Here is a 20392-nt window from a genome sequence, read left to right on the forward strand (position 1 = left end):
AAGCCGCAACGCCGCCATCGGCATTTTCTCAGGCCCGCGTCTCCGGCCCGCTGTTTTCAAAGCGAACCCGGCATCTCCAATTTTTCAAGTAGCAAACCAGGCTTAGGCCCAAGACCTCAACCTGGGCGCTCCGGGCCAAGCGGGCCTGAAAAATGTCGAGGGCAAGGCGCGGCGACGAAGACAGTACGCATGTACGGCGAGGAAGCCGCAACGCCGCCATCGGCATTTTCTCAGGCCCGCGTCTCCGGCCCGCTGTTCAAAGCTTTTTAAACACTCTTCGGTTCGAGGGGAAAACGGATTGTGTAATGCAACCCCATCCCCGGCGCGCTGGCCACCTTGACGGTCCCGCCCAGCGGCCCCGTCACCAGGTTATACAAAATATGCGCCCCCAGCCCGCTGCCGCCGGAGCCCCGCTTGGTCGTGAAGAACGGATCAAACAGCTGCCCCAAAGTGGCACTGTCCATGCCCAGTCCATCGTCGCCATAGTCCAGCGCCAGCATGTCGCCGTCGCTGCGGGCGCTGATCCTTATCTTGCCCGGCTCGCCTTCCGCAAACCCGTGCACCAGCGAGTTGACCACCATATTGGTGACGATCTGCGAAATGGCGCCCGGGTAGCTGCGCAATTGCAAATCGGGTGCACACTCGACGTCGACCTTGATCGGCTTGCCCTTCAGCTTGGGCTGCAGCGACAATAGAATTTCATCGAGATACTTGCGCAGGTTGAAGTTGCGCATGTCGTCCGACGACTGGTCGACGGCCACCTGCTTGAAGCTGCGCACCAGTGCTGCCGCGCGCTGGGTGTTGGTGGTCATGATGCGCAGGGTCTGGTCGATAATGCCGAAGAACTCCTGCAAGCCATCTTCGTCGAGCTGGCCTGTTTCCAGGTCTTCGCGCGTCAGTTTCAGCTCCTGCACCAGGTGGCTGGTGGCCGTCACGCAGATGCCCAGCGGGGTATTGATTTCATGCGCCACGCCGGCCACCAGCCGGCCCAGCGAGGCCAGCTTTTCCTGGCGCACCAGTTCCGACTGCGCTTCCCTGAGTTTTTCCAGTGCGCTGTTCAGGGCCGCATTCTGTTCTTCCAGCGTTTCCTTGGCCTGGCGCATGGCGCGGTCGGCCTGCATGCGCGCGATCGCCACCGCCACATGGCTGGCCATAAAGGCCAGCACATCGAGTTCGGCCTGGCCATACACGACCGAGGCGTCATAGCTTTGCACGATGATCACGCCATATGCGCGGTCGCCCAGCAGCATCGGCGCGCCCATCCAGCTGGCGATATCGACATTGCCCAGCGGCTCGTTCATGTCGCCGCTGGCCACCAGCGCCGCATAGCTGGCGGCGTCGAGCAAACAAGCCTGGCGCTGCGCCAGGATGTACGAGCTCATGCCCACGCCGTAGTGAAAGCGCTTGACGGGCGCCTGCGCGTCTTTTTCGTCGACAAAATACGGGATGGTGATCTCTGCCGTATCAGGGTGGTACAGTGCGATCAGGAAGTTTTTTGCCGTCACCAGCTCGCTGATAATCGCGTGCAGGCGCCCATACAGGGTGCTGGCGTCGGCCGCCTGCGCCGACAGGTTGGCGATTTCATACAGCGCATGCTGCAGGTTTTCCGCGCGGCGCCGCTCGGCCACCTCATGCGCCAGCAGCGCCGTGCGTTCCTGCACCGCTTTTTCCAGCCGGTCCATGCTTTGCAGGCCCTGCAGCGCGCTCGACACATGGGTGGCGATCAGCGCAAACAGGGCCTGGTCTTCCAGGCTGAAGCGGTGCTCGGCATCATAGCTCTGGATCACGATGGCGCCCAGCACCTGGTGCTGCTGGTCCAGCAGCGGGCAGCCGATCCAGTGCTCGGCCGCCGTGCCGCCGCCCCACGAGGCGCCGCCCTCGACATGCATGGCGTCGTCGCCGGCCGTCATCACCAGTTGCTTGCCGTTGACGATCACCCACGCCGTGGGCGACTGCCCGGCGCCAGCCAGGCGCACCACCTGCCCGGCATCGGGCGCGCTGTCGAATTCGTCGACAAAATACGGAAAGCGCACCGTGCCTTCGTCGCGGTCGCTCAAGGCCACGTAAAAGTTCGCCGCATACATGATGCGTCCCAGGGCCGCATGTACGGCCTGCAGGAAGTCGGCGATATCGCTGCAGGTGCTCGAACGCTGGCCGATCTCCAGCAATACCGTTTGTACCGCTTCCAGGCGGCTGAGACGACTTTCCATAGTGCTCCCTTGCTGCTGCAAAAATAGTTCCAAAAATCAATGTTAGCAGTTCACTTGACCATTGGCACGATAAACAGGCAAGGATTTGCCAGCATGCACGGACAGTGGCAGACTAGCGACTCTTCCACGCACCAATTCCCCCATGACTGCACCTTTGCGCGCCGCCTTCCGCCCCTACACCCTTGCCGGCCTGCTGCTGTTTGCCGCGCTGGGCATGCCGCCTTTGTGCGCCGCGCCGGCGCGCGTGCCGGCCGCGCAGACGGCCGATGGCGGGCGCTACTTCGGCCCGCTGGTCGACGGCAGGATGCAGGGCCGCGGCCGGCTCGAATACGCCAGTGGCGCCTACTATGAAGGCGGCTTCGAGCGCGGCGTGTTCAGCGGCCAGGGCAGCTTGCGCCAGCCGTCGGGCGTGCGCTACGAGGGCCAGTTTCGCCTCGGTGCCTTCGAGGGCCAGGGCCGCTATACCTCGCCCAAGGGCGAAGTCTATGCGGGCACCTTTGTCAAAGGCAATTTTGAAGGACAGGGCCGCTACCAGGGTCCGGACGGCGCCAGCTACGTGGGCGCGTTTCGCAACTGGAAGCCACATGGCGCCGGCGTGCTGACCGACAGCGACGGCATGGTTTTCCAGGGCACGTTTGCACAGGGCCAGCCGCAGGGGACGATGCAGGTACGCACGCCGGACGGCATCGTCTACGCCGGCGGGCTGAAAGACTGGAAATTCGATGGCGAAGGCGTGCTGCGCACCGGCGAAGGCGACGAATACAGGGGCCACTTCCGCAACGGCCTGTTCGACGGCGCCGGCACGCTGCGCTATGCCCAGGCGCAACCGGACGGACGCACCAGCGACAGCGGCAACTGGACCGAAGGACAGCTGGACGATCCGGTGCTCGACAAGCTCACGCGCGACAATCTCGAACTGGCGCTGTACAACCAGCCGGCGCTGCTGGAAAAAACCCTGGCGGGCGTGCTGCCGCACGACCCGGCGAAAAAGATCAATCTGTACTTCCTGGGCGTCGGCGGCGATGGCGCGCAGGAAGTGTTCCGGCGCGAAACGGCGTTCGTGCAGCGCCAGTTCGACCGCGACTACGGCACGGCCGGGCGTTCGATGGTGCTGGTCAACAGCCGCAACACGGTGGCGCAGCAGCCGATGGCCACGCGCACCAGCATCCGCGCCAGCCTCGATGCCCTGGGCGCGAAGATGGACAGGAACAACGACGTGCTGTTCCTGTTTCTCACCAGCCACGGCTCGCCCGAACATGAACTGGCGCTGGCGCAAAACGGCATGGACCTGCACAGCCTGCCAGCGCAGGAACTGGCCGGCATGCTGAAACACAGCGGCATCCGCTGGAAAGTCATTGTCGTGTCCGCCTGCTATGCGGGCGGCTTTATCGATCCGCTGAAGGATGACCATACCCTGATCATCACGGCCGCGCGGCGGGACCGCACCTCGTTCGGCTGCGACGACCAGGCCGACTTCACCTACTTCAGCGAAGCGTATTTCAAGCAGGCATTGCCCGGCAGCGCCGGCTTTGCCGAAGCGTTCGAGAAAGCGAAAACGCTGGTGCGCGCGCGCGAAGCGCAGGACTTCAAGGAAAGCGGCGAAGGAGAAGAGGAGCATTCCGAGCCGCAGATTTACCAGGGCAAGGCGATCGGCCAGCAACTGAAAGCCTGGCGCGCCCAGCCCCGTTAAGTCCGGTACAATGGCCGTAGCCATGAAAAAATTCTTCCTGCTCCTGCTGCTGTTCGTGCTTCCGCTCCAGATGTCCTGGGCAGCGGCGAGCGCCTATTGCCTGCACGAAGAAGGCAAGGCGGCCCAGCACCTGGGCCACCACAGTCATCAGCACCAGGCCAGCGCCGACGACGCGCCACAAGCCGACGCCGGCAAGGATCTGAAAGCCAAGGCCAAGGCGCACAGCGACTGCAATGTCTGCCATGGCATCGGTCATGCGTGGCTGCCGCCCGGCACCAGCATGCCTGTGTTCGATAGCGCCTCGCTGGCCGTCGATACGTCTTCCTTCCTGTACATCTCGCATATCCCGGACGCGCCCAAACGGCCCGACTGGACGCCGGTCGCCTAGACCGGCGGGACACTTTCCACTTTCGTCGCACCCGCCACGCTGGCAGCGTGGGCATGCGTACGCGTCCCGTCGAATTCCCTTTCCACTCCCTGGAGAATTCGATGTACCGATTTATTTATTGCTTATTGCTCAGCATTACTTTGCCGGCACAGGCGCAGGAAGCGGCCGCGCCCCTGACGCTGGCCGCCGCGCTGCAACTGGCCGGGACAGGCAACCCTGCCCTGTCCGCCGCGCGCCATGAACTGGCGGCGCAAGGCGGCGCCCTTAAGCAGGCGCAGGCCCTGCCGAATCCCGAACTGCAAACCCTGGTGGAAGACACGCGGCGCGCCACGCGCAGCACCACGGTGCAGCTGAACCAGCTGATCGAGCTGGGCGGCAAGCGCGGCGCGCGCGCCGATGTCGCCCTGCGCGGCCAGGAGCTGGCACAGGCCGGGCTGGCCGCGCAGCAGGCCGAGACGCGCGCGCAAGTGACCACGGCCTTTGTCGATGTGCTGGCCGCGCAGGAAGGCTTGCGCCTGGCCGACAGCGCGCAGGCACTGGCCGCGCGCGCCAGCGACATCACGGCGCGCCGCGTGACGGCCGGCAAGGCGTCGCCGGTGGAAGCGACGCGCGCCAAGGTCGCGGAGGCCAGCGTGCGGCTGGAACTGAACCTGGCGCGCAGCACCCTGACCCAGGCACGCCAGCGCCTGGCCGCCCTGTGGGGCAGCACCGCGCCGCGCTTCACCCAGGCCGAAGGCAGCCTCGATGCCTTGCCAGCGCTGCCCTCGCCTGGCGAACTGGAGGCAAGGCTGGCGCAGTCTCCCGCCGTGCGCCAAGCACACAGCCACCTGGCGCAGCGGCAGGCGATGCTGGTCGTGGAACAGCGGCGCGCCACGCCCGACGTGACGGTGAGCATCGGCATGAAGCGCTCGGAGGAGCTGGGCCGCAACCAGGCCATCATCGGTCTGGCGCTGCCATTGCCGCTGTTCGACCGCAATGCCGGCAACAGGCTCGAAGCGCTGCGCCGCAGCGACCAGGCTGGCGACCAGCTGGCGGCCGCCAGCGTGCAGCTGCAGGCATCGCTGGCGCAGGCAAGCGTACGCCTGGCCACCGCCAGGCTGGACGTGGACAGCCTGCAGCGCGAGATCGTGCCCGGCGCGCAAAGCGCGTATGACGCGGCCAGCAAGGGCTTTGAATTCGGCAAGTTCGCCTTTCTCGATGTACTCGACGCCCAGCGCACCCTGCTGCAAGCCAAAAACCAGACCCTGCGCGCGCTGACCGAAGCGCACCATGCCGCCGCCGAAATCGAGCGCCTGCTGGGCGCGCCCGTGACTCCGTAAAGAAAGACTTTATGCATATCCCATTGAGCAAAAAACAGCTGCTGGCGATTGCCGCCATTCTCGTTGCCGGCATCGTGCTGGCATTCCTGATCCTCGCCACGGGCGCCTCCACCAAAGACGACCATGCCGATGAAGCAGAACACGGCCACGCCGAAACAAGCGTGAAAGAGGTCGAAGGTCACCTGGCGCTCACCGCCGCGCAGGCCAGGGCGGCCGGCATTGTGATGGCCACCGCCGCACCGGGCCGCATCGCCACCAGCGTCGCCCTGCCCGGCGAAATCCGCTTCAATGAAGACCGTACGGCGCACGTGGTGCCGCGTCTGGGCGGCGTGGTCGAAGCCGTGCATGCGGACCTGGGCCAGCTGGTAAAAAAGGGACAGGTACTGGCCGTGATCGCCAGCACGGATTTGTCCGAGCAGCGCAGCGAGCTGCTGTCGGCCCAGCGGCGACTGTCGCTGGCGCGCGCCACCTACGAGCGCGAGCAGGCGCTGTGGCAGGAAAAAATCTCGGCCGAACTCGATTATCTGCAAGCCCGGCAAGCCTGGCGCGAAGCGGAAATCGCGGTGCAGAACGCGCAGCAGAAACTGAGCGCCCTCGGCACGGCCAGCGCCGGCAAGGGCCCCTTGAACCGCTATGAAATCCGCGCACCATTCGACGGCATGGTGCTGGAAAAACATATCGCGCTGGGCGAAGCGGTCAAGGAAGACGCCAATATTTTTGTCATCTCCGACCTGACCACCGTCTGGGCGGAAATTGCCGTGCCCGCCAAGGACCTGGCCACCGTGCGAGTGGCAGGAAAAGCGGTGGTAAAAGCCTCGGCGTTCGAGGCCAGCGCCCATGGCACCATCACCTACGTGGGCGCGCTGCTTGGCGAACAGACGCGCACGGCCAAGGCGCGCGTGGTGCTGGCCAACCCCGACATGGCCTGGCGCCCGGGGCTGTTCGTCAGCGTCGAGGTGCTGGCCGGTGAAGTCGAGGCGCCGGTCACCGTGCAGACAACGGCCATTCAATCGGTGGAAGACAAGCCGTCCGTGTTCGTGCAGGTCAAGGACGGCTTCCAGGCCACGCCCGTGACCGTCGGCAACAGCGACGGCAAGCTGACGCAGATCACGGGCGGCCTCGCGGCCGGCACGCCGTATGCAGCGCAAGGCAGCTTTACCCTCAAATCCGAGCTGGGCAAGTCCAGCGCCGGCCACGAGCACTGATCACGAGAGAACAAGGAAACCATCATGTTTGAACGCCTGATCCGCCTGGCCATCGCGCAGCGCTGGCTGGTGATGCTGGCCGTGGCCGCCATGGCCGCCTTCGGCATCTACAGCTACCAGCAACTGCCGATCGACGCCGTGCCCGATATTACCAATGTGCAGGTACAAATCAATACGGCCTCTGCCGGTTATTCGCCGCTGGAAACCGAACAGCGCATTACCTACCCGATCGAAACGGCGATGGCCGGCCTGCCGAAGCTCGAAGAAACCCGCTCGCTGTCGCGCCACGGCCTGTCGCAGGTGACCGTGATCTTCAAGGACGGCACCGATATCTATTTCGCGCGCCAGATGATCAACGAACGGCTGCAGGAGGCGAAGGAAAGCCTGCCGGATGGCATTACGCCAAAGATGGGGCCGGTATCGACGGGGCTCGGCGAAATCTACCTGTGGACGGTGGAAACCAAACCGGGCGCCAAAAAGCCGGACGGCACGCCGTACTCCCCCACCGACCTGCGCGAAATCCAGGACTGGATCATCAAGCCGCAATTGAGGAACGTGGCGGGCGTGACGGAAATCAACGCGATTGGCGGTTATGCCAAGCAGTACCAGGTGGCGCCGTTTCCGGAAAAACTGGCGTCGTATGGCATCAGCCTGCAGGAAGTGGTGGCGGCGCTCGAGCGCAACAACGCCAATGTGGGCGCCGGCTATATCGAACGCCAGGGCGAGCAGCTGCTGATACGCGCGCCGGGCCAGGTGGCCAGCGAAGCCGACCTGGCCAATATCGTGGTGGCCAACCGCGAAGGCGTGGCGATCCGCATCCGCGATATCGCCGAGGTGATGATCGGGCGCGAACTGCGCACGGGGGCGGCCACGGAAAACGGGCGGGAAGTGGTGCTGGGCACGGTGTTCATGCTGATCGGGCAGAACAGCCGCGCCGTGTCGCAAGCGGTCGACAGGAAAATGCTGGAGATCAACCGCAGCCTGCCCGAGGGCGTACATGCCGTCACCGTCTATGACCGCACGGTACTGGTCGACAAGGCCATCAATACGGTCAAGAAAAACCTGCTGGAAGGCGCGGTGCTGGTGATCGCCATCCTCTTTATGTTCCTGGGGAACATACGGGCCGCGCTGATCACGGCGATGGTGATCCCGCTGGCGATGCTGTTCACGTTTACCGGCATGGTGCAGTACCACGTCAGCGCCAACCTGATGAGCCTGGGCGCGCTGGACTTCGGCATCATTATCGACGGCGCCGTGGTGATCGTGGAAAACTGCGTGCGCCGCCTGGCTCATGCCCAGCAGACGCTGGGACGGCGCCTGACGCCGCAGGAGCGCTTTGAAGAAGTGTTTGCCGCGTCAACGGAAGCGCGCCGCCCGCTGCTGTACGGCCAGCTGATCATCATGGTGGTCTACCTGCCGATCTTCGCGCTGACGGGCGTCGAGGGCCGCATGTTTACCCCGATGGCGTTCACCGTGGTGATTGCGCTGCTGGGCGCGATGCTGCTGTCGATTACCTTTATTCCCGCCGCGGTGGCGCTGTTTATCGGCGACAAAGTGGCCGAGAAGGAAAACCGCCTGATGCTGGCCGCAAAGCGCTGGTATGCGCCGGCGTTCGACAAGGTGATGCGCAACACGCCGGTGGTGCTGACCTTTGCGGCGGTGGCCGTGCTGCTGTCAGGGTTGCTGGCCACGCGCATGGGCAGCGAGTTCGTGCCCAGCCTGAACGAGGGCGATATCGCGATCCAGGCACTGCGCATTCCCGGCACCAGCCTGACGCAGTCGCTGGCGATGCAGCAGCAGCTGGAAGTCAAGCTGATGGCGAATCACCAGGAAATCGAACGCGTGTTTGCCCGCACGGGAACGGCCGAGATCGCCTCGGACCCGATGCCGCCGAATATTTCGGATGGCTACATCATGCTCAAGCCGCGCGCGCAGTGGCCGCAGCCGGCAAAGCCGCGCGAGACCCTGCTGGCCGCAATCGAAGCGACGGCCAACAGCCTGCCCGGCAACGCCTACGAGTTTTCGCAGCCGATCCAGCTGCGCTTCAACGAACTGATTTCCGGCGTGCGCAGCGATGTGGCCGTGAAACTGTTTGGCGACGACATGGCGGTGCTGGACGCCACGGCGGCGAAGATTGCCGCCGTGCTGGGCAAGATCGACGGTGCGGCCGAAGTGAAGGTCGAGCAGACCAGCGGCCTGCCGATGCTGACGGTGCAGATCGACCGCGAACAGGCGGCCCGCTATGGCCTCAATATTGCCGACGTGCAGTCAGCGATCTCAACCGCCATCGGCGGCCAGCAGGCCGGCACGCTGTTCCAGGGCGACCGCCGCTTCGATATCGTGGTGCGCCTGCCCGACAGCCTGCGCAGCGACCTGGAGCAACTGAAACGCCTGCCGCTGGCTTTGCCGCAGGGCGCGGCCAGCGAAAGCCGGGCGCGCTTTATTCCGCTCGGCGAAGTGGCCAGCCTGCAGCTGGCGCCGGGGCCGAACCAGATCAGCCGCGAAGACGGCAAGCGCCGCATCGTCATCAGCGCCAATGTGCGCGGGCGCGACATGGGCTCGTTCGTGGCGGACGCCACCGCGCAGCTGCAGGCCCAGGTAAAAATCCCGGCCGGCTACTGGACCAGCTGGGGCGGCCAGTTCGAGCAGCTGCAGTCGGCCACCGAGCGGCTGGAACTGGTGGTGCCGCTGGCGCTGGGGCTCGTCCTGTTGCTGCTGTTTGCCATGTTCGGCAATGCGAAAGACGGCCTGCTGGTGTTCAGCGGCATCCCGTTTGCGCTGACGGGCGGCATCCTGGCGCTGTGGCTGCGCGATATTCCGCTGTCGATCTCGGCGGCGGTCGGCTTTATCGCGCTGTCCGGCGTGGCGGTATTGAACGGACTGGTGATGATTGCATTTATCCGCCAGCTGCGCGAACAGGGCATGGAATTGCAGCAAGCCATCCGCGACGGCGCCCTCTCGCGCTTGCGGCCGGTGCTGATGACGGCGCTGGTGGCCTCGCTGGGTTTCGTGCCGATGGCGATCGCCACCGGTACCGGCGCCGAAGTGCAGCGCCCGCTGGCCACCGTGGTAATCGGCGGCATCCTGTCTTCGACGGCATTGACCTTGCTGGTGTTGCCGTTGCTGTATAGCCTGGTGTACCGGAAGAAGGAAACCATGTAGGTCGGGTTAGCGCGCCAGCGCGTAACCCGACAACATTGTTGGCGGTGCATTTTGGAGCCAACAATGTTGTCGGATTACGGCCTGCGGCCTAATCCGACCTACGGTTATTAACGTTGTGACGTAAATGATTTACGGCTTGCGGTACCCGCCCTCGATCCAATTGGCTGCCGAGGTCGCATTGAACTTGAACGCGGCCGAAGCGCGCACCTTGGCGATCTGTTCGCCGTCGGCATCGTAGGCGCTCAATTCCGCGTACGGGTGTTCTTCGTCGGGCACGATGTCGAACATGACCTTGACCTGGCCGTCGTCGGTGGCCACGTACAGGCTCTTGTGCAGCTGCGCGTGCAACTGCTGTTCATGGCGGCGCAGCACTTCCGAGGCTGTTTTCACCAAAGTATTGAAAGCGTTGACGTCGAGCGGCTTGGGGTTTTTCTTGTCGCGGCCCATGGTCCACGGGCCGACCAGCGCCGGCTCCGGTTCGCCATCCTTGATCATGGCCACGGCCCAGCCTTCGTCTTCCTCGTTCTTGATCACGCGCGCGGTCCAGCCGTTGCCTGTCCACAGGCGCGGTTCCTGGATCGGGGCGTCGCTGTCGTGTTCACTGTCGTCGTCGGAAAACTCGGGAAAATCGGTACTCATGGCGGTGCTCGTAATGGAAGGTCGGGGCTAGCATGATAGACGAAATCGCCTGCCCGTGCGGCATTTGGCACACGGCGAACACCACGCCAGCCTGACCTTCTTCCGCCTTACTTTCCTTCTATCAACACATCGACATGGCGGGCCGTGCCGGCCACGTCAGTGGCGGCCCCGGCGGCGTCCAGCGCGGGTCGATGGCCGGCAATGGCACGCGGTAATTGTAGGGATTGATGATGATCGGCGGAATCGCCGATGGCGCACCGACCGGTTCGGCGCAGGACTTGACGGCGCTACGCTGGCGCGTGATTCGATGATGGTGCGAGGATAGCGATTGAGCCCCGTTCGCTGCAGTCACAAGCATGGTGCCCTCCTTGCAAATGTGAGTGTTCAGTATAGGTCGCGCTGCGCGTATTACAAGAAAAGAAATCTTGTTTGACACTACCAGTTTCGATGCTCGCCGACCTTCCATACCGCGAAAACGACCGCCTGTCGCGCGCGCCTCGCCAGCGCCGCGGTGTGCCGCTACAGTAGCAACATCTTCTTTCACAACCCATCTTTCAGAGGCCCGCCATGAAAAAAATACTCACCTTCGCCCTTGTCTTCATGCTCGCCTGCCTGTTCCTCGACAAGATCGGCGGCAGCGACCTGCACATGCAGTTCAACGGCGATGAGGTCGATGGCCCGCTCGAATGGCTGTTCGGCATGGCGTTTGCCGGCGGCGGCCTGCTGATCGCGCTGGCCGCGCTGGTGTGCGCGGCCGTGGTGGCCGGCATGGTGATCGCCGGCGTCGGCGTGTTCGTGGTGGCCGGCCTGGCGATAGCCTGCGGCGTGGTGGTGGTAGTGTTGCTTGCGCTCAGCTCGCCGGTGCTGCTGCCGTTGCTGATCCTCGCCGCGTTTGCCTGGCTGCTGGTGGGCCGCAACCGCAGGCAGCGCGCCCGCGAACAGGGCATCTGAAACGGCAGTCGATCAACGCTGCATGAACTGGCTCAGCACCCCGCCCGGGCCACCGTCATGCTGTTCCACCCGGTTGCGTCCGCCCCGCTTGGCGCGGTACAGCGCTTCATCGGCGCGCGCCAGCACGGCGTCGCAACCGGCATCGGTACCCGTCATGGCCGCCATGCCGATGCTGACGGTAATGAACAGCAGCGCGCCGCCGTCGATGCTGACGGAACTGTCGGCCACCCGGCTGCGCAGCCGCTCGGCAAACACGGCTGACGATGCCATGTCGGTACCGGGCAGCAAAATGGCAAACTCCTCGCCCCCTACCCGCCCCGGCACATCGACCTTGCGCAGCGCCTGGCACATCAGCGCCCCCAGGTGGCGCAGCACGATGTCGCCGGCCGCATGGCCATGCTCATCGTTGACGCGCTTGAAATGGTCGATATCGAGCATCACCACCGTGGCCACGCTGGACAGTTCGCGCTGCAGCCGGGCATGTTCATTTTCCAGCGCCGTCATGAAGTGGCGGCGGTTCGGCAGCGCCGTCAGGAAGTCGGTGGTGGCCAGGCGCAGCAATTCGGCATTCATGCGCTTGCGCTCGGTGATATCGAGCGACGACACCATCACGAAGTCCAGGCTGTCGGCGTGACCGGGCATCACCAGCAGGCTCAGCTCGTTTTGCCGCACGGCGCCATCGAGCCGCAGGAAGCTGCCCTCGCATTCGTACAAGTGCGCGCCGCCGGCCAGCGCCAGCAGGGCCGCGCCAAAACCTGGCAAGGACTCCTCGTCGAAGTTTTGCGCCAGGCTCAGCCGGCCATGGCGCTGGTCGTCCTGGTTGGCCCGCACCTGCGCCAGCGCTGCGCCATTGGCGTCGATGATGCGCACCAGGCCGGCCAGCCGCCGCAGTTCCGCGGGATGGCCGGACAGATACGGCGCCAGCTCGCCGGCCCCGTTGTGTACCAGTTCATCGAGCGCATCGCGTACCAGCGACCAGTCCTGTTCCCACAGGGCCACCGGTGCGTGGTCGTACAGGCTGCGAAAACGCGCTTCGCCGGCGCGCAGCGCCAGCGCCACCTGGGCCTGCTCGATCGCCATGCCGGCCAGGTGCGCCGCCTCGGCCAGACGGGCCAGGTGCGAGGCGCCCGGCGCCAGCGGATGGCGGTGATACGCCATCAGCACGCCCAGCAGCTTGCCCGAGCCGCCGCGCACCGGTTCAGCCCAGCACGCTTGTAGCCCGGCCTGCGCCGCCAATGCCATCTCGCCCGGCGTTTTTTCCGCTGCGCGCAGGTCCGGCACGCTGATGCGCTGGCCGCTGCGCACGGCCATGGCGGCAATCCCGTGCACGCCGCGCAGCACGTCGAGGCCATGACCGTGGCTGGACAGGTTGAAAAACGCCGGCAGCGACGGCGCGGTGGCCAGCACCAGCCGGTGACGGCTGGCGTCGAGCAACAAAATGCTGCACAGCATGGCCGGATGGTCGGCCTGCACCCCCAGCACCACGCTTTCCAGCACGCGTTCCAGCGGCGCACCGATGGCCAGCATTTCCAGCACCTGGCGCCGCGCCGTTTCGCGCCGCTCGGCCAGGCTGCGCTCGCTGATATCGCGAAACGTCCACAGCCTGGCCTGCTCATTGCCGAGCTGCATGCTGCGGATATATTGTTCGATCACCCGGCCATCGCGCAGGTGCAGCACATGACGCAGTTCGCGGTGGCCGGTGGGCGCATGGCGGCGCGCCTCGAGAAACGGCGCCGCCTGTTCCAGCTGGCCTTGCACATGCAATACCAGCGCCGCGCCGTCGGCCTGCCAGTCGAGCGCATCAGGCACTTGCCACAGCTCGCGAAAGCGCCGGTTCGAGGTGAAGATGCGGCCGCCGCCGTTGTCGACCAGAATGCCGTCGATGGTGGAATCGAGGATATTGCGCAGCATCGCCTGGCTGCGCTGGGCCGCCTCGGCCATCGCCAGCACGCTGGACTGGCCCTGCTCCAGCTGGGCCGCCAGCTCGCCGGCGCGCGTGGCCGAGCGCTGGGCCTGGTGGCGGCTGGCCGCCAGCAGCCAGGTGGCCAGCGCCAGCGCCAGGCTGGCCAGCACGCCGGTCCAGGCGACGACGCGCGGGCGCGCCAGCAGGTCGCCGTCAAAACCGGGCAGCGCCCGCACCCGTACGGTCCAGACATGGCCGGCGATGGTAACCGGCTGCGTTGCAGACAGATCGCTCGATGCGGGCTGCACGCCGGGCTGGCTGTCGTGCAGTAACGCCTCCTCGCCCAGCTGCTGGCCATCGTAGATTTCCAGGTCGAGCAGACGCGACGACTCGCCGCCCACGCCCTGCATCAGCTCATGCATGCGAAACGCCGCGTACACCCACGCGCGCAGGGCGGCGCGGCGCTGCGGCACGCTGGCGTGCGCCAGGGTATTGTCATAGATCGGCATGACCAGCAAAAACCCATCCACCTTGCCGCCATTGCTGCCATTGCTGCCATTGGCGCCATCCTGCAGCAGCCCGATCTTGCCCGTCATGGCCGCCTGGCCCGTGTCGCGCGCCTGTTCCAGGGCCGCGCGGCGCACCGGCTCGGCCAGCAGGTCGCGGCCCATGACGCGCCTGTTCTGCTCGTTGACCGGTTCCAGATAGGTGATCGGTGCGCGTCCGCCGCCCGGCAGCAGCGGCAGATAACCGATGCCCTGAATGCCGGGAAAGTGGCGCGCGATCTCCTGCACCGCCAGGTAGGCATGGAATTCTTCGCGCGTGACCTCCATCGAGCTGGCATACAGGCCCTGCACGCCATGCAGCACTTCGGTACAAGTGCGCATGCGGCTGCTGATGCTGCCGATCAGCTCGCGCACGCGAAAATCGAAATCGGCGCGCACCTGCTGCTCGCTGGCGTCGCTGGCATTGCGCCAGGCGCCATAGGTCAGTCCCAGGCCCAGCAGCAGCATCAGCGCCGCAAACAGGCGCGGCCCGATGCGGCCAGGGTTCGACTTCAAGAACGACAACGGCGACATGCGTTTGTCCATGGCTGGTTGCAGCGGCTGATCGGATCCGGCCACCGCAAGCCTGCCGGCGCTGTTTCCTGGTGCGCTGTACAGCTACTATCAGTAGAGGATAACAACGATAGTACGTTACAGCGGCCAGGCTTGCAAACGGAGACTTGTATCAAAACGACCACAAATTCCGGCAAACGCCTTTTCCCCGGCATCATCCTCTTCACGCCTGGCTGCGCCGTCGCCCGTGCTGACGGTCTACGCCAACTATGGCGCCTGAGCGCGGCGGCGCTGGCGCAAGCTGCCAGCTCGGCGTGCGCAAAGCATTGCCAGGGCACCGCAGACGCAGGCCCGCGCCAGCCCGCTCGATGCGCGCGTGCAGCGGGCGCTGGACGAGGTGGATGTGCTGCTTTCGGGCAAGGTCCGCGCGGACGCCGTGGCCGAAGCGGTCCACCTGTCGCTGAGCCAACTGGAATGGCTGTTTATCGCCCAGCGCCAGCAGCAGCAAGGGCGGCAAGATCCACAGGCTGGCATGGCGATAGCCGACCAGCCAGGCGGCAAGCCCGATCGCACCGGTCCAGAGCACGGGGCCGTATAACAGGGAAACAACAGATTTCATGGGCAGACGCTCCTGTGGCACAAACCACAGCATGGCGCGTGGGAGCGTCTGGCCGCTTGAACAAACGGCGCAACTTATTTCAGTTGCTTGCTCGCCACGTATTGCTTGTAGCCATTGGCGCGCAGCGCGCAGGCCGGGCAGGTGCCGCAGCCATAGCCCCAGTCATGCAGCTGGCCCCGTTCGCCCAGATAGCAGGTGTGCGTGTCGCTGCGGATCAGGTCGACCAGACTCTGGCCGCCGAGCTTTTCCGCCAGGTCCCAGCTTTGCGCCTTGTCCAGCCACATCAGCGGCGTTTCCAGTTTCAATCGCGTCGCCATGCCCAGGTTCAGCGCCACTTGCAGCGCCTTCATGGTGTCGTCGCGGCAATCCGGGTAGCCGGAAAAATCCGTCTCGCACATGCCGCCTACCAGCACCGTCAGGCCGCGCCGATACGCCACGGTGGCGGCCACCGTCATGAACAGCAGGTTGCGTCCCGGCACGAAGGTGTTCGGCAGGCCATTTTCCTGCATCACGATTTCCACGTCCTGCGTCATGGCCGTGTCGGAAATGGCGGAAATCAATGACAGGTCGATCATGTGATCTTCGCCCAGGCGCGCACTCCACTCGGGCGCGTGTTCGCGCATTTTCGCCAGCAGGCCCGGGCGCACCGTCAGCTCGATCGCATGGCGCTGGCCATAATCAAAGCCGATGGTTTCCACGCGGCTATAGTGCTCCAGGGCCCAGGCCAGGCAGGTGGTGGAATCTTGCCCACCGCTAAACAGTACCAGTGCGGTATCAGTTGCTAACATAATATTCTTTCTTAATTGATTACAAGCTTGCCTAAGCTGCGCAAGGCGCACAATACTCCGGGCAAAATAGTCTTATTCGTACGCCATCAATTTACCTAATCCGTTACCATACAGTCGGCATTTAGTCGCCATACACTTCTCTGGAGCATCATGTTTTCTGCACGTCCCATACGGCTGACAGCCACCGGCAAGGCGATACGACCACGAATTTTGGCACAACTGGTGACAAAAGTGATGGGACAACTGACATTGGCCGCAGCCGGCAGCGCCATGCTGGCGTTTCCCATGGCCCATGCGCACGCGCAGGAGCAGTCTCCGGTCCCGGTCCCGGTCCCGGTCCCGGTCAGCGTGCCTGAGCCAGCCGCGCCCGATGCGGAAGAGCCCATCGTCGCGGCGCCGCTCGAGCCCACCGAGCCAGTAATGGAAACACCGGCGGCCGAGTCCACCCCGGTCGCGCCAGCGCTGCAATACGACGTGCGCGTCAATGCCCCCGGCGACCTGGACGAGCTGCTGGAAAAAAACCTCGACCTGGAACGCTTCCGCGGCAATCCGCGCATGGACCGCGAGCAGTTGCAGCGCCTGGTGCGCGATGCGCCCGAACAAGTCAAAACCCTGGTGGCCACGGCCGGCTTCTATACGCCGGAAGTGACCGTGCGCGTCGATACCGGCGGCAGCCGCCCTGTGGTAATCGTCGACGTGGAACCGGGTCCGCCGGTCACCGTCGACAAGGTCGAGCTGGAATTGCGCGGCTTCGATGCCACGCCGCCGCTGGCGGCCAGCGAGCCGTACGATACGGAAGGCCTGAAACGCAGCTGGCCCCTGAAGACGGGCGCCATCTTCCGCCAGGCGGAATGGGAATCGGCCAAGCGCGCGCTGCTGCGCGAAGTGGTGCAGACGCGCTACCCGCGCGCCCAGCTGGTCGACACGCAGGCCGTGGTCGATCCGGAAACCCACAAGGCGTCCTTGCTGGTGATCCTCAGCAGCGGCCCCGAGCTGCGCTTCGGCGAACTGCGCATCGAAGGCCTCAAGCGCTACGACCCCAGCATCATCCGCAACCTGAACAAGATCAATCCCGGCGACTACTACAGCGAATCGGCGCTGCAGCTGTACCAGGCGCGCCTGCAGGACACCGGCTACTTTGCCAGCGTGGAAGTGAGTGCCGACATGAGCACCATCCTGGGCGAACAGATCGAGGCGGGCCAGGCGGTGCAGGAAGGCGAAGCCGTGGAGACCGCCCAGCGCAACCGTGGCCCCGCGCCGCAGCTGCCGCTGGTGGTGCGCGTGACGGAAAACAAGCAGCAGAACGTCAGCGCCGGTATCGGTTTCAGTACCAATACGGGTAATCGCGCCCAGCTCAACTATGACAACCTGAATGTCTGGGGTACGCGCTTCAAGAGCGCCATCACGATGGAAACCAAGAAACAGGCGGCGCACACCAATTTCTATTTCCCGACCACCGAGCGCGGCTACAACGACAGCATCGGCGCCTCGTTCGAGCGCAGCGATATTTCCAACGAAATCACGGCCGTGTCGACGATTGCCGCCAAGCGTAACTGGGGCGGCACCAACCTCGAGCGCAGCCTGACCTTCGAATTCCTCAGCGAAGACAAAACCGTGGTGGGACTGGAACAGACGCGCAGCAAGAGCTTGCCGCTGACCTATGCGATCACCAAGCGCAGCCTCGACAGCCTGCTGTTTCCCACCAAGGGCTATGTGATCAATGCGCAAGTGGGCGGCGCGCTGCTGCCGGTCTTGACCGACGAGCGCTTCGTGCGCGTGTCCGGCAAGGGCGTGTACTACAAGCCGCTGGGCGAAAAAGGCGAGCTGATCGTGCGCGGCGAAATGGGCGCGCTGGGTTCGAAAGAGAAAAAGGGCGTGCCGGCCGTCTATCTGTTCCGCGCCGGTGGCGACCAGTCCGTGCGCGGCTACGCCTACCAGGAGCTGGGCGTGAAGGAAGGCGACGCCACCGTCGGCGGGCGCTACCTGGCCACTGCCAGCGCCGAATATCAATACTGGTTCAAGCCGAAATGGGCGATTGCCGCTTTCTATGACGCCGGCAATTCCGCCGACAGCTTCAAGGATGCGCTGGAACTGAAATCCGGCTATGGCCTGGGCGGGCGCTACAAGAGCCCCGTCGGCCCCATCAATGTCGACGTGGCATATGGCCACGCCGTCCACGCTTTCCGTTTGCACTTTTCTCTGGGATTCACTTTCTGATGTCCGATCTTACCAACGAGTCCTCCTCCGCCGCGCCACCGCCACCGCCAGCGGCCAAAAAAAGGCGCTGGCCGCGCTATCTGCTGATCGGTGTCATCAGTCTGGCGGTGCTGCTGGGCGGCGCCTTCTGGTTCCTGGGGCGCGAATCGACCCTGCAGCTGCTGGTGCAGAAAGTGGCCAGCGCCAGCGGCGGCGAAATCGAAGTGACCGGCGTGACCGGTTCGCTGTACGACCGCATGCACCTGGGCCATGTCAGCTACCGCAACAAGACGCAGCACATCACGGCCGACAATATCGACATCAACTGGTCGCCGTTCCAGTATTTCTCGGAAGGCATCGCGATTTCCGAGCTGCATGTGGCCAGTCTCAGTGTACAGACGCTGGCCAAGTCCGACGAACCGTCGACCATGCCCGACAGCCTGGCTTCGCCCTTTAAAATCGGCATCAGCGAAGCGCGCATCGACAAGGTCACGCTGATCGGCGAGACCGGCAATACCGTGTTTGAAAAAATCCGCTTTGCCCTGTCCGGCGACAAGACCGAATGGCAGCTCAAGGAAGCGTCGGGCGTGACGCCATTCGGCCTGGCAAAGGCCGACGCCACCATCGCGGCAACAAAACCGTTCAAGCTCAAGGGCACCGCCAGCCTGACCCAGGCGGTGGCGCCCGCCGGCGAAAAGCCGGCCGCGCTGAACCTGCAGCTGGGCGGCGACCTGAACGTGCTCAATATCACTGCCAAGGGCAGCGCCGGCCCCGCCACGGCCGACGCGCAACTGGCGCTGGCGCCGTTCGACCCGGTCATCATCCTGCGCTCGGCCAACGTCAAGGGCCGCAATATCAATCCCGGCAAGTTCGATGCGACCCTGCCGCAGGCCGACCTGAGCCTGGACCTCGATGCGGCCATCGGCGCCAACCAGAGTGTGTCGGGCAAGCTGGCCATTATCAACAGCGCCGCGCCCGGTCCGCTGGACCAGCAAAAGCTGCCGCTGCGCCAGTTCGACGCGCGCCTGGGCGGCACGCTGACGGCTACCACGCTGGAGTCCGCCATCATCGACTTCGGCAAGGCCGGCAAATTTACCGGTAGCGGCAAGGTGGACCGCGATGCGCCCGACGCCGGCATCGGCCAGGCGAAAGTGGCGCTGCATACCGACAAAATCGACCTGCAGCAGATCTACAGCAGCATCAACAGCACCAGCATCGCCGGCGACATCACGCTCGACAGCGACGGCAAGACGCAGACCGTGCGCGCCAAACTGGGCGAAGCCAGGCTGCGCCTGGACCTGGAAGCGACCCTGGCCGATTCGCTGGTGAACCTCAGCAAAGCAACTTTACAAGCGGGCAAGAGCAGCATCAACGCCAGCGGCCAGATCAGCCTCAAGGATGACCAGCCGTTCAAGGCCGTCGCCAGCACCAGCCGCCTGAACCCGGCCGATTTCGGCGCGTTTCCCGTGGCCGACCTGAACCTCGACGTGCGCGCGCATGGCCACGTGGCGCCGCAGTGGCTGGCCAATGCCGACTTTACGGTACGCCCCAGCAAGCTGCTCGACCAGCCCTTGTCCGGCAAGGGCAAGCTGACGGCCGACGCCGCCCACTTCAGCGGCATCGACGTGCAGCTGGCATTGGGCAAGAACACCATCGCGGCCAAAGGCAACTTTGGCGGCGCCGGCGAAAAGCTGAACTGGAATGTCGATGCACGGCAACTGTCCGCCGTGCAGGGCAACCTGGTCGGCGCGGTACTGGCCAGCGGCGTGGTGCAAGGCACCATGAAAGAACCGCGCACGACTTTTGTGGCCGACGCGAAAGGCCTGGGCCTGTCCGGCTCCAAGCGCCCTGCCCCCGACAGCGTGATCCACGCCAGCGGCGATGTGGGCCTGACCGGTCCCAAACAGGCGCCGGAAGTGAAAATGGCCGGCACCTTGCAAAAGGTCAATCCCGCCGCGTTTGGCGACCTGCCAGTTGGCAATATCAATGCCGACTTCAACGGCAGCGGCAACCTGAGCGCCGACTGGCGCCTGGCCTTGACGCTGGCGCTGCGCGAATCGACCTTGCAGAACGCCCCGCTGGCCGGCTACGCCAAGCTGACGGCGACGGCTAAGCGCGTCGACAATGCCGATGTGGAACTGCGCCTGGGCCCCAACAGCCTGGTCGCCAAGGGCGCGCTGGGCGGTGCGAACGACAAGCTGAACTGGAAACTCGACGCGCCGCAGCTCAATACCCTGGGACCGCAATTTGCCGGCGTGCTGCAT

13 protein-coding genes and 1 pseudogene are annotated in these 20392 nt (G+C 64.8%); 8 read left to right on the forward strand and 6 right to left on the reverse strand.

Annotated features, from left to right (window positions below; translation table 11 throughout):
- Nucleotides 1-266 precede the first annotated feature (266 nt).
- Entirely contained in the window at nt 267-2210 is a 1944-nt protein-coding gene (locus RTQ46_RS26015; RefSeq protein ID WP_312440500.1) for a GAF domain-containing sensor histidine kinase, read from the reverse strand.
- 142 nt (nt 2211-2352) lie between these two features.
- Here RTQ46_RS26015 and RTQ46_RS26020 point away from each other — a divergent pair, with 142 nt between their 5' ends.
- The 5 genes from RTQ46_RS26020 to RTQ46_RS26040 all read left to right on the forward strand — a co-directional run bounded on the left by RTQ46_RS26020 (nt 2353) and on the right by RTQ46_RS26040 (nt 9974).
- Nucleotides 2353-3900, forward strand: a complete 1548-nt coding sequence (locus RTQ46_RS26020; RefSeq protein WP_312440501.1) for a C13 family peptidase — start codon at nt 2353-2355, stop codon at nt 3898-3900.
- Nucleotides 3901-3922: 22 nt separating this feature from the next.
- Nucleotides 3923-4288, forward strand: coding sequence for a cation efflux protein, CzcI family (gene czcI / locus RTQ46_RS26025; protein WP_312440502.1), 366 nt, complete (start codon nt 3923-3925; stop codon nt 4286-4288).
- 101 nt (nt 4289-4389) lie between these two features.
- The gene (locus tag RTQ46_RS26030; RefSeq protein WP_312440503.1) at nt 4390-5607 is read left to right on the forward strand and encodes a TolC family protein; all 1218 of its coding nucleotides are present in this window, start codon (nt 4390-4392) and stop codon (nt 5605-5607) included.
- A gap of 11 nt (nt 5608-5618) precedes the next feature.
- On the forward strand, nt 5619-6812 hold the full coding sequence (locus RTQ46_RS26035; RefSeq protein ID WP_312440505.1) for an efflux RND transporter periplasmic adaptor subunit: 1194 nt from the start codon (nt 5619-5621) through the stop codon (nt 6810-6812).
- 24 nt (nt 6813-6836) lie between these two features.
- Nucleotides 6837-9974 carry a CusA/CzcA family heavy metal efflux RND transporter gene (locus RTQ46_RS26040; protein ID WP_312440506.1) on the forward strand — a complete coding sequence of 1046 codons (3138 nt, stop codon included), beginning with the start codon at nt 6837-6839 and terminating at the stop codon, nt 9972-9974.
- A 129-nt stretch (nt 9975-10103) separates the two neighbouring features.
- Here RTQ46_RS26040 and RTQ46_RS26045 read toward each other — a convergent pair whose 3' ends face one another.
- Nucleotides 10104-10613, reverse strand: coding sequence for a hypothetical protein (locus tag RTQ46_RS26045; protein WP_312440507.1), 510 nt, complete (start codon nt 10611-10613; stop codon nt 10104-10106).
- A 121-nt stretch (nt 10614-10734) separates the two neighbouring features.
- Complete coding sequence (locus RTQ46_RS26050) at nt 10735-10971, reverse strand: hypothetical protein (protein ID WP_312440508.1); 237 nt, start codon at nt 10969-10971, stop codon at nt 10735-10737.
- A 209-nt stretch (nt 10972-11180) separates the two neighbouring features.
- On the opposite strand from RTQ46_RS26050, the gene RTQ46_RS26055 reads away from it, so the two are divergent.
- Nucleotides 11181-11564 carry a hypothetical protein gene (locus RTQ46_RS26055; RefSeq protein WP_312440509.1) on the forward strand — a complete coding sequence of 128 codons (384 nt, stop codon included), beginning with the start codon at nt 11181-11183 and terminating at the stop codon, nt 11562-11564.
- Between the two features lie 12 nt (nt 11565-11576).
- On the opposite strand, the gene RTQ46_RS26060 is transcribed toward RTQ46_RS26055, so the two are convergent.
- The 3 genes from RTQ46_RS26060 to queC all read right to left on the reverse strand — a co-directional run bounded on the left by RTQ46_RS26060 (nt 11577) and on the right by queC (nt 15932).
- Nucleotides 11577-14558, reverse strand: a complete 2982-nt coding sequence (locus tag RTQ46_RS26060; RefSeq protein ID WP_312440510.1) for a diguanylate cyclase — start codon at nt 14556-14558, stop codon at nt 11577-11579.
- A gap of 190 nt (nt 14559-14748) precedes the next feature.
- Entirely contained in the window at nt 14749-15144 is a 396-nt protein-coding gene (locus RTQ46_RS26065; protein ID WP_312440511.1) for a hypothetical protein, read from the reverse strand.
- 74 nt (nt 15145-15218) lie between these two features.
- Nucleotides 15219-15932 (reverse strand): 7-cyano-7-deazaguanine synthase QueC, encoded by a 714-nt coding sequence (queC, locus tag RTQ46_RS26070; RefSeq protein WP_312440512.1) that lies wholly within the window; start codon nt 15930-15932, stop codon nt 15219-15221.
- A 150-nt stretch (nt 15933-16082) separates the two neighbouring features.
- Between queC and RTQ46_RS26075 the strand changes: the two genes are divergently transcribed.
- Both RTQ46_RS26075 and RTQ46_RS26080 read left to right on the forward strand, forming a co-directional pair.
- A complete protein-coding gene (locus RTQ46_RS26075) occupies nt 16083-18149 on the forward strand; it encodes an autotransporter assembly complex family protein (protein ID WP_312440513.1) in 2067 nt (688 codons plus the stop codon).
- Nucleotides 18149-20392 (forward strand): annotated as a pseudogene (locus RTQ46_RS26080) (hypothetical protein); the annotation flags it as partial. The gene RTQ46_RS26075 and the pseudogene RTQ46_RS26080, both read left to right, overlap by 1 nt.

It is taken from the genome of Janthinobacterium sp., assembly GCF_031995485.1.
GTDB lineage: Bacteria > Pseudomonadota > Gammaproteobacteria > Burkholderiales > Burkholderiaceae_D > Janthinobacterium.

Bases quoted from the DNA above. Each gene is read 5' to 3' on its own strand.
- RTQ46_RS26065 (WP_312440511.1), bottom strand. From the start codon at position 15,144: ATGAAATCTGTTGTTTCCCTGTTATACGGCCCCGTGCTCTGGACCGGT.
- RTQ46_RS26035 (WP_312440505.1), top strand. From the start codon at position 5,619: ATGCATATCCCATTGAGCAAAAAACAGCTGCTGGCGATTGCCGCCATT.
- RTQ46_RS26020 (WP_312440501.1), top strand. From the start codon at position 2,353: ATGACTGCACCTTTGCGCGCCGCCTTCCGCCCCTACACCCTTGCCGGC.
- RTQ46_RS26015 (WP_312440500.1), bottom strand. From the start codon at position 2,210: ATGGAAAGTCGTCTCAGCCGCCTGGAAGCGGTACAAACGGTATTGCTG.
- RTQ46_RS26040 (WP_312440506.1), top strand. From the start codon at position 6,837: ATGTTTGAACGCCTGATCCGCCTGGCCATCGCGCAGCGCTGGCTGGTG.
- RTQ46_RS26055 (WP_312440509.1), top strand. From the start codon at position 11,181: ATGAAAAAAATACTCACCTTCGCCCTTGTCTTCATGCTCGCCTGCCTG.
- RTQ46_RS26060 (WP_312440510.1), bottom strand. From the start codon at position 14,558: ATGGACAAACGCATGTCGCCGTTGTCGTTCTTGAAGTCGAACCCTGGC.
- RTQ46_RS26045 (WP_312440507.1), bottom strand. From the start codon at position 10,613: ATGAGTACCGATTTTCCCGAGTTTTCCGACGACGACAGTGAACACGAC.
- czcI (WP_312440502.1), top strand. From the start codon at position 3,923: ATGAAAAAATTCTTCCTGCTCCTGCTGCTGTTCGTGCTTCCGCTCCAG.
- queC (WP_312440512.1), bottom strand. From the start codon at position 15,932: ATGTTAGCAACTGATACCGCACTGGTACTGTTTAGCGGTGGGCAAGAT.
- RTQ46_RS26050 (WP_312440508.1), bottom strand. From the start codon at position 10,971: ATGCTTGTGACTGCAGCGAACGGGGCTCAATCGCTATCCTCGCACCAT.
- RTQ46_RS26075 (WP_312440513.1), top strand. From the start codon at position 16,083: ATGTTTTCTGCACGTCCCATACGGCTGACAGCCACCGGCAAGGCGATA.
- RTQ46_RS26030 (WP_312440503.1), top strand. From the start codon at position 4,390: ATGTACCGATTTATTTATTGCTTATTGCTCAGCATTACTTTGCCGGCA.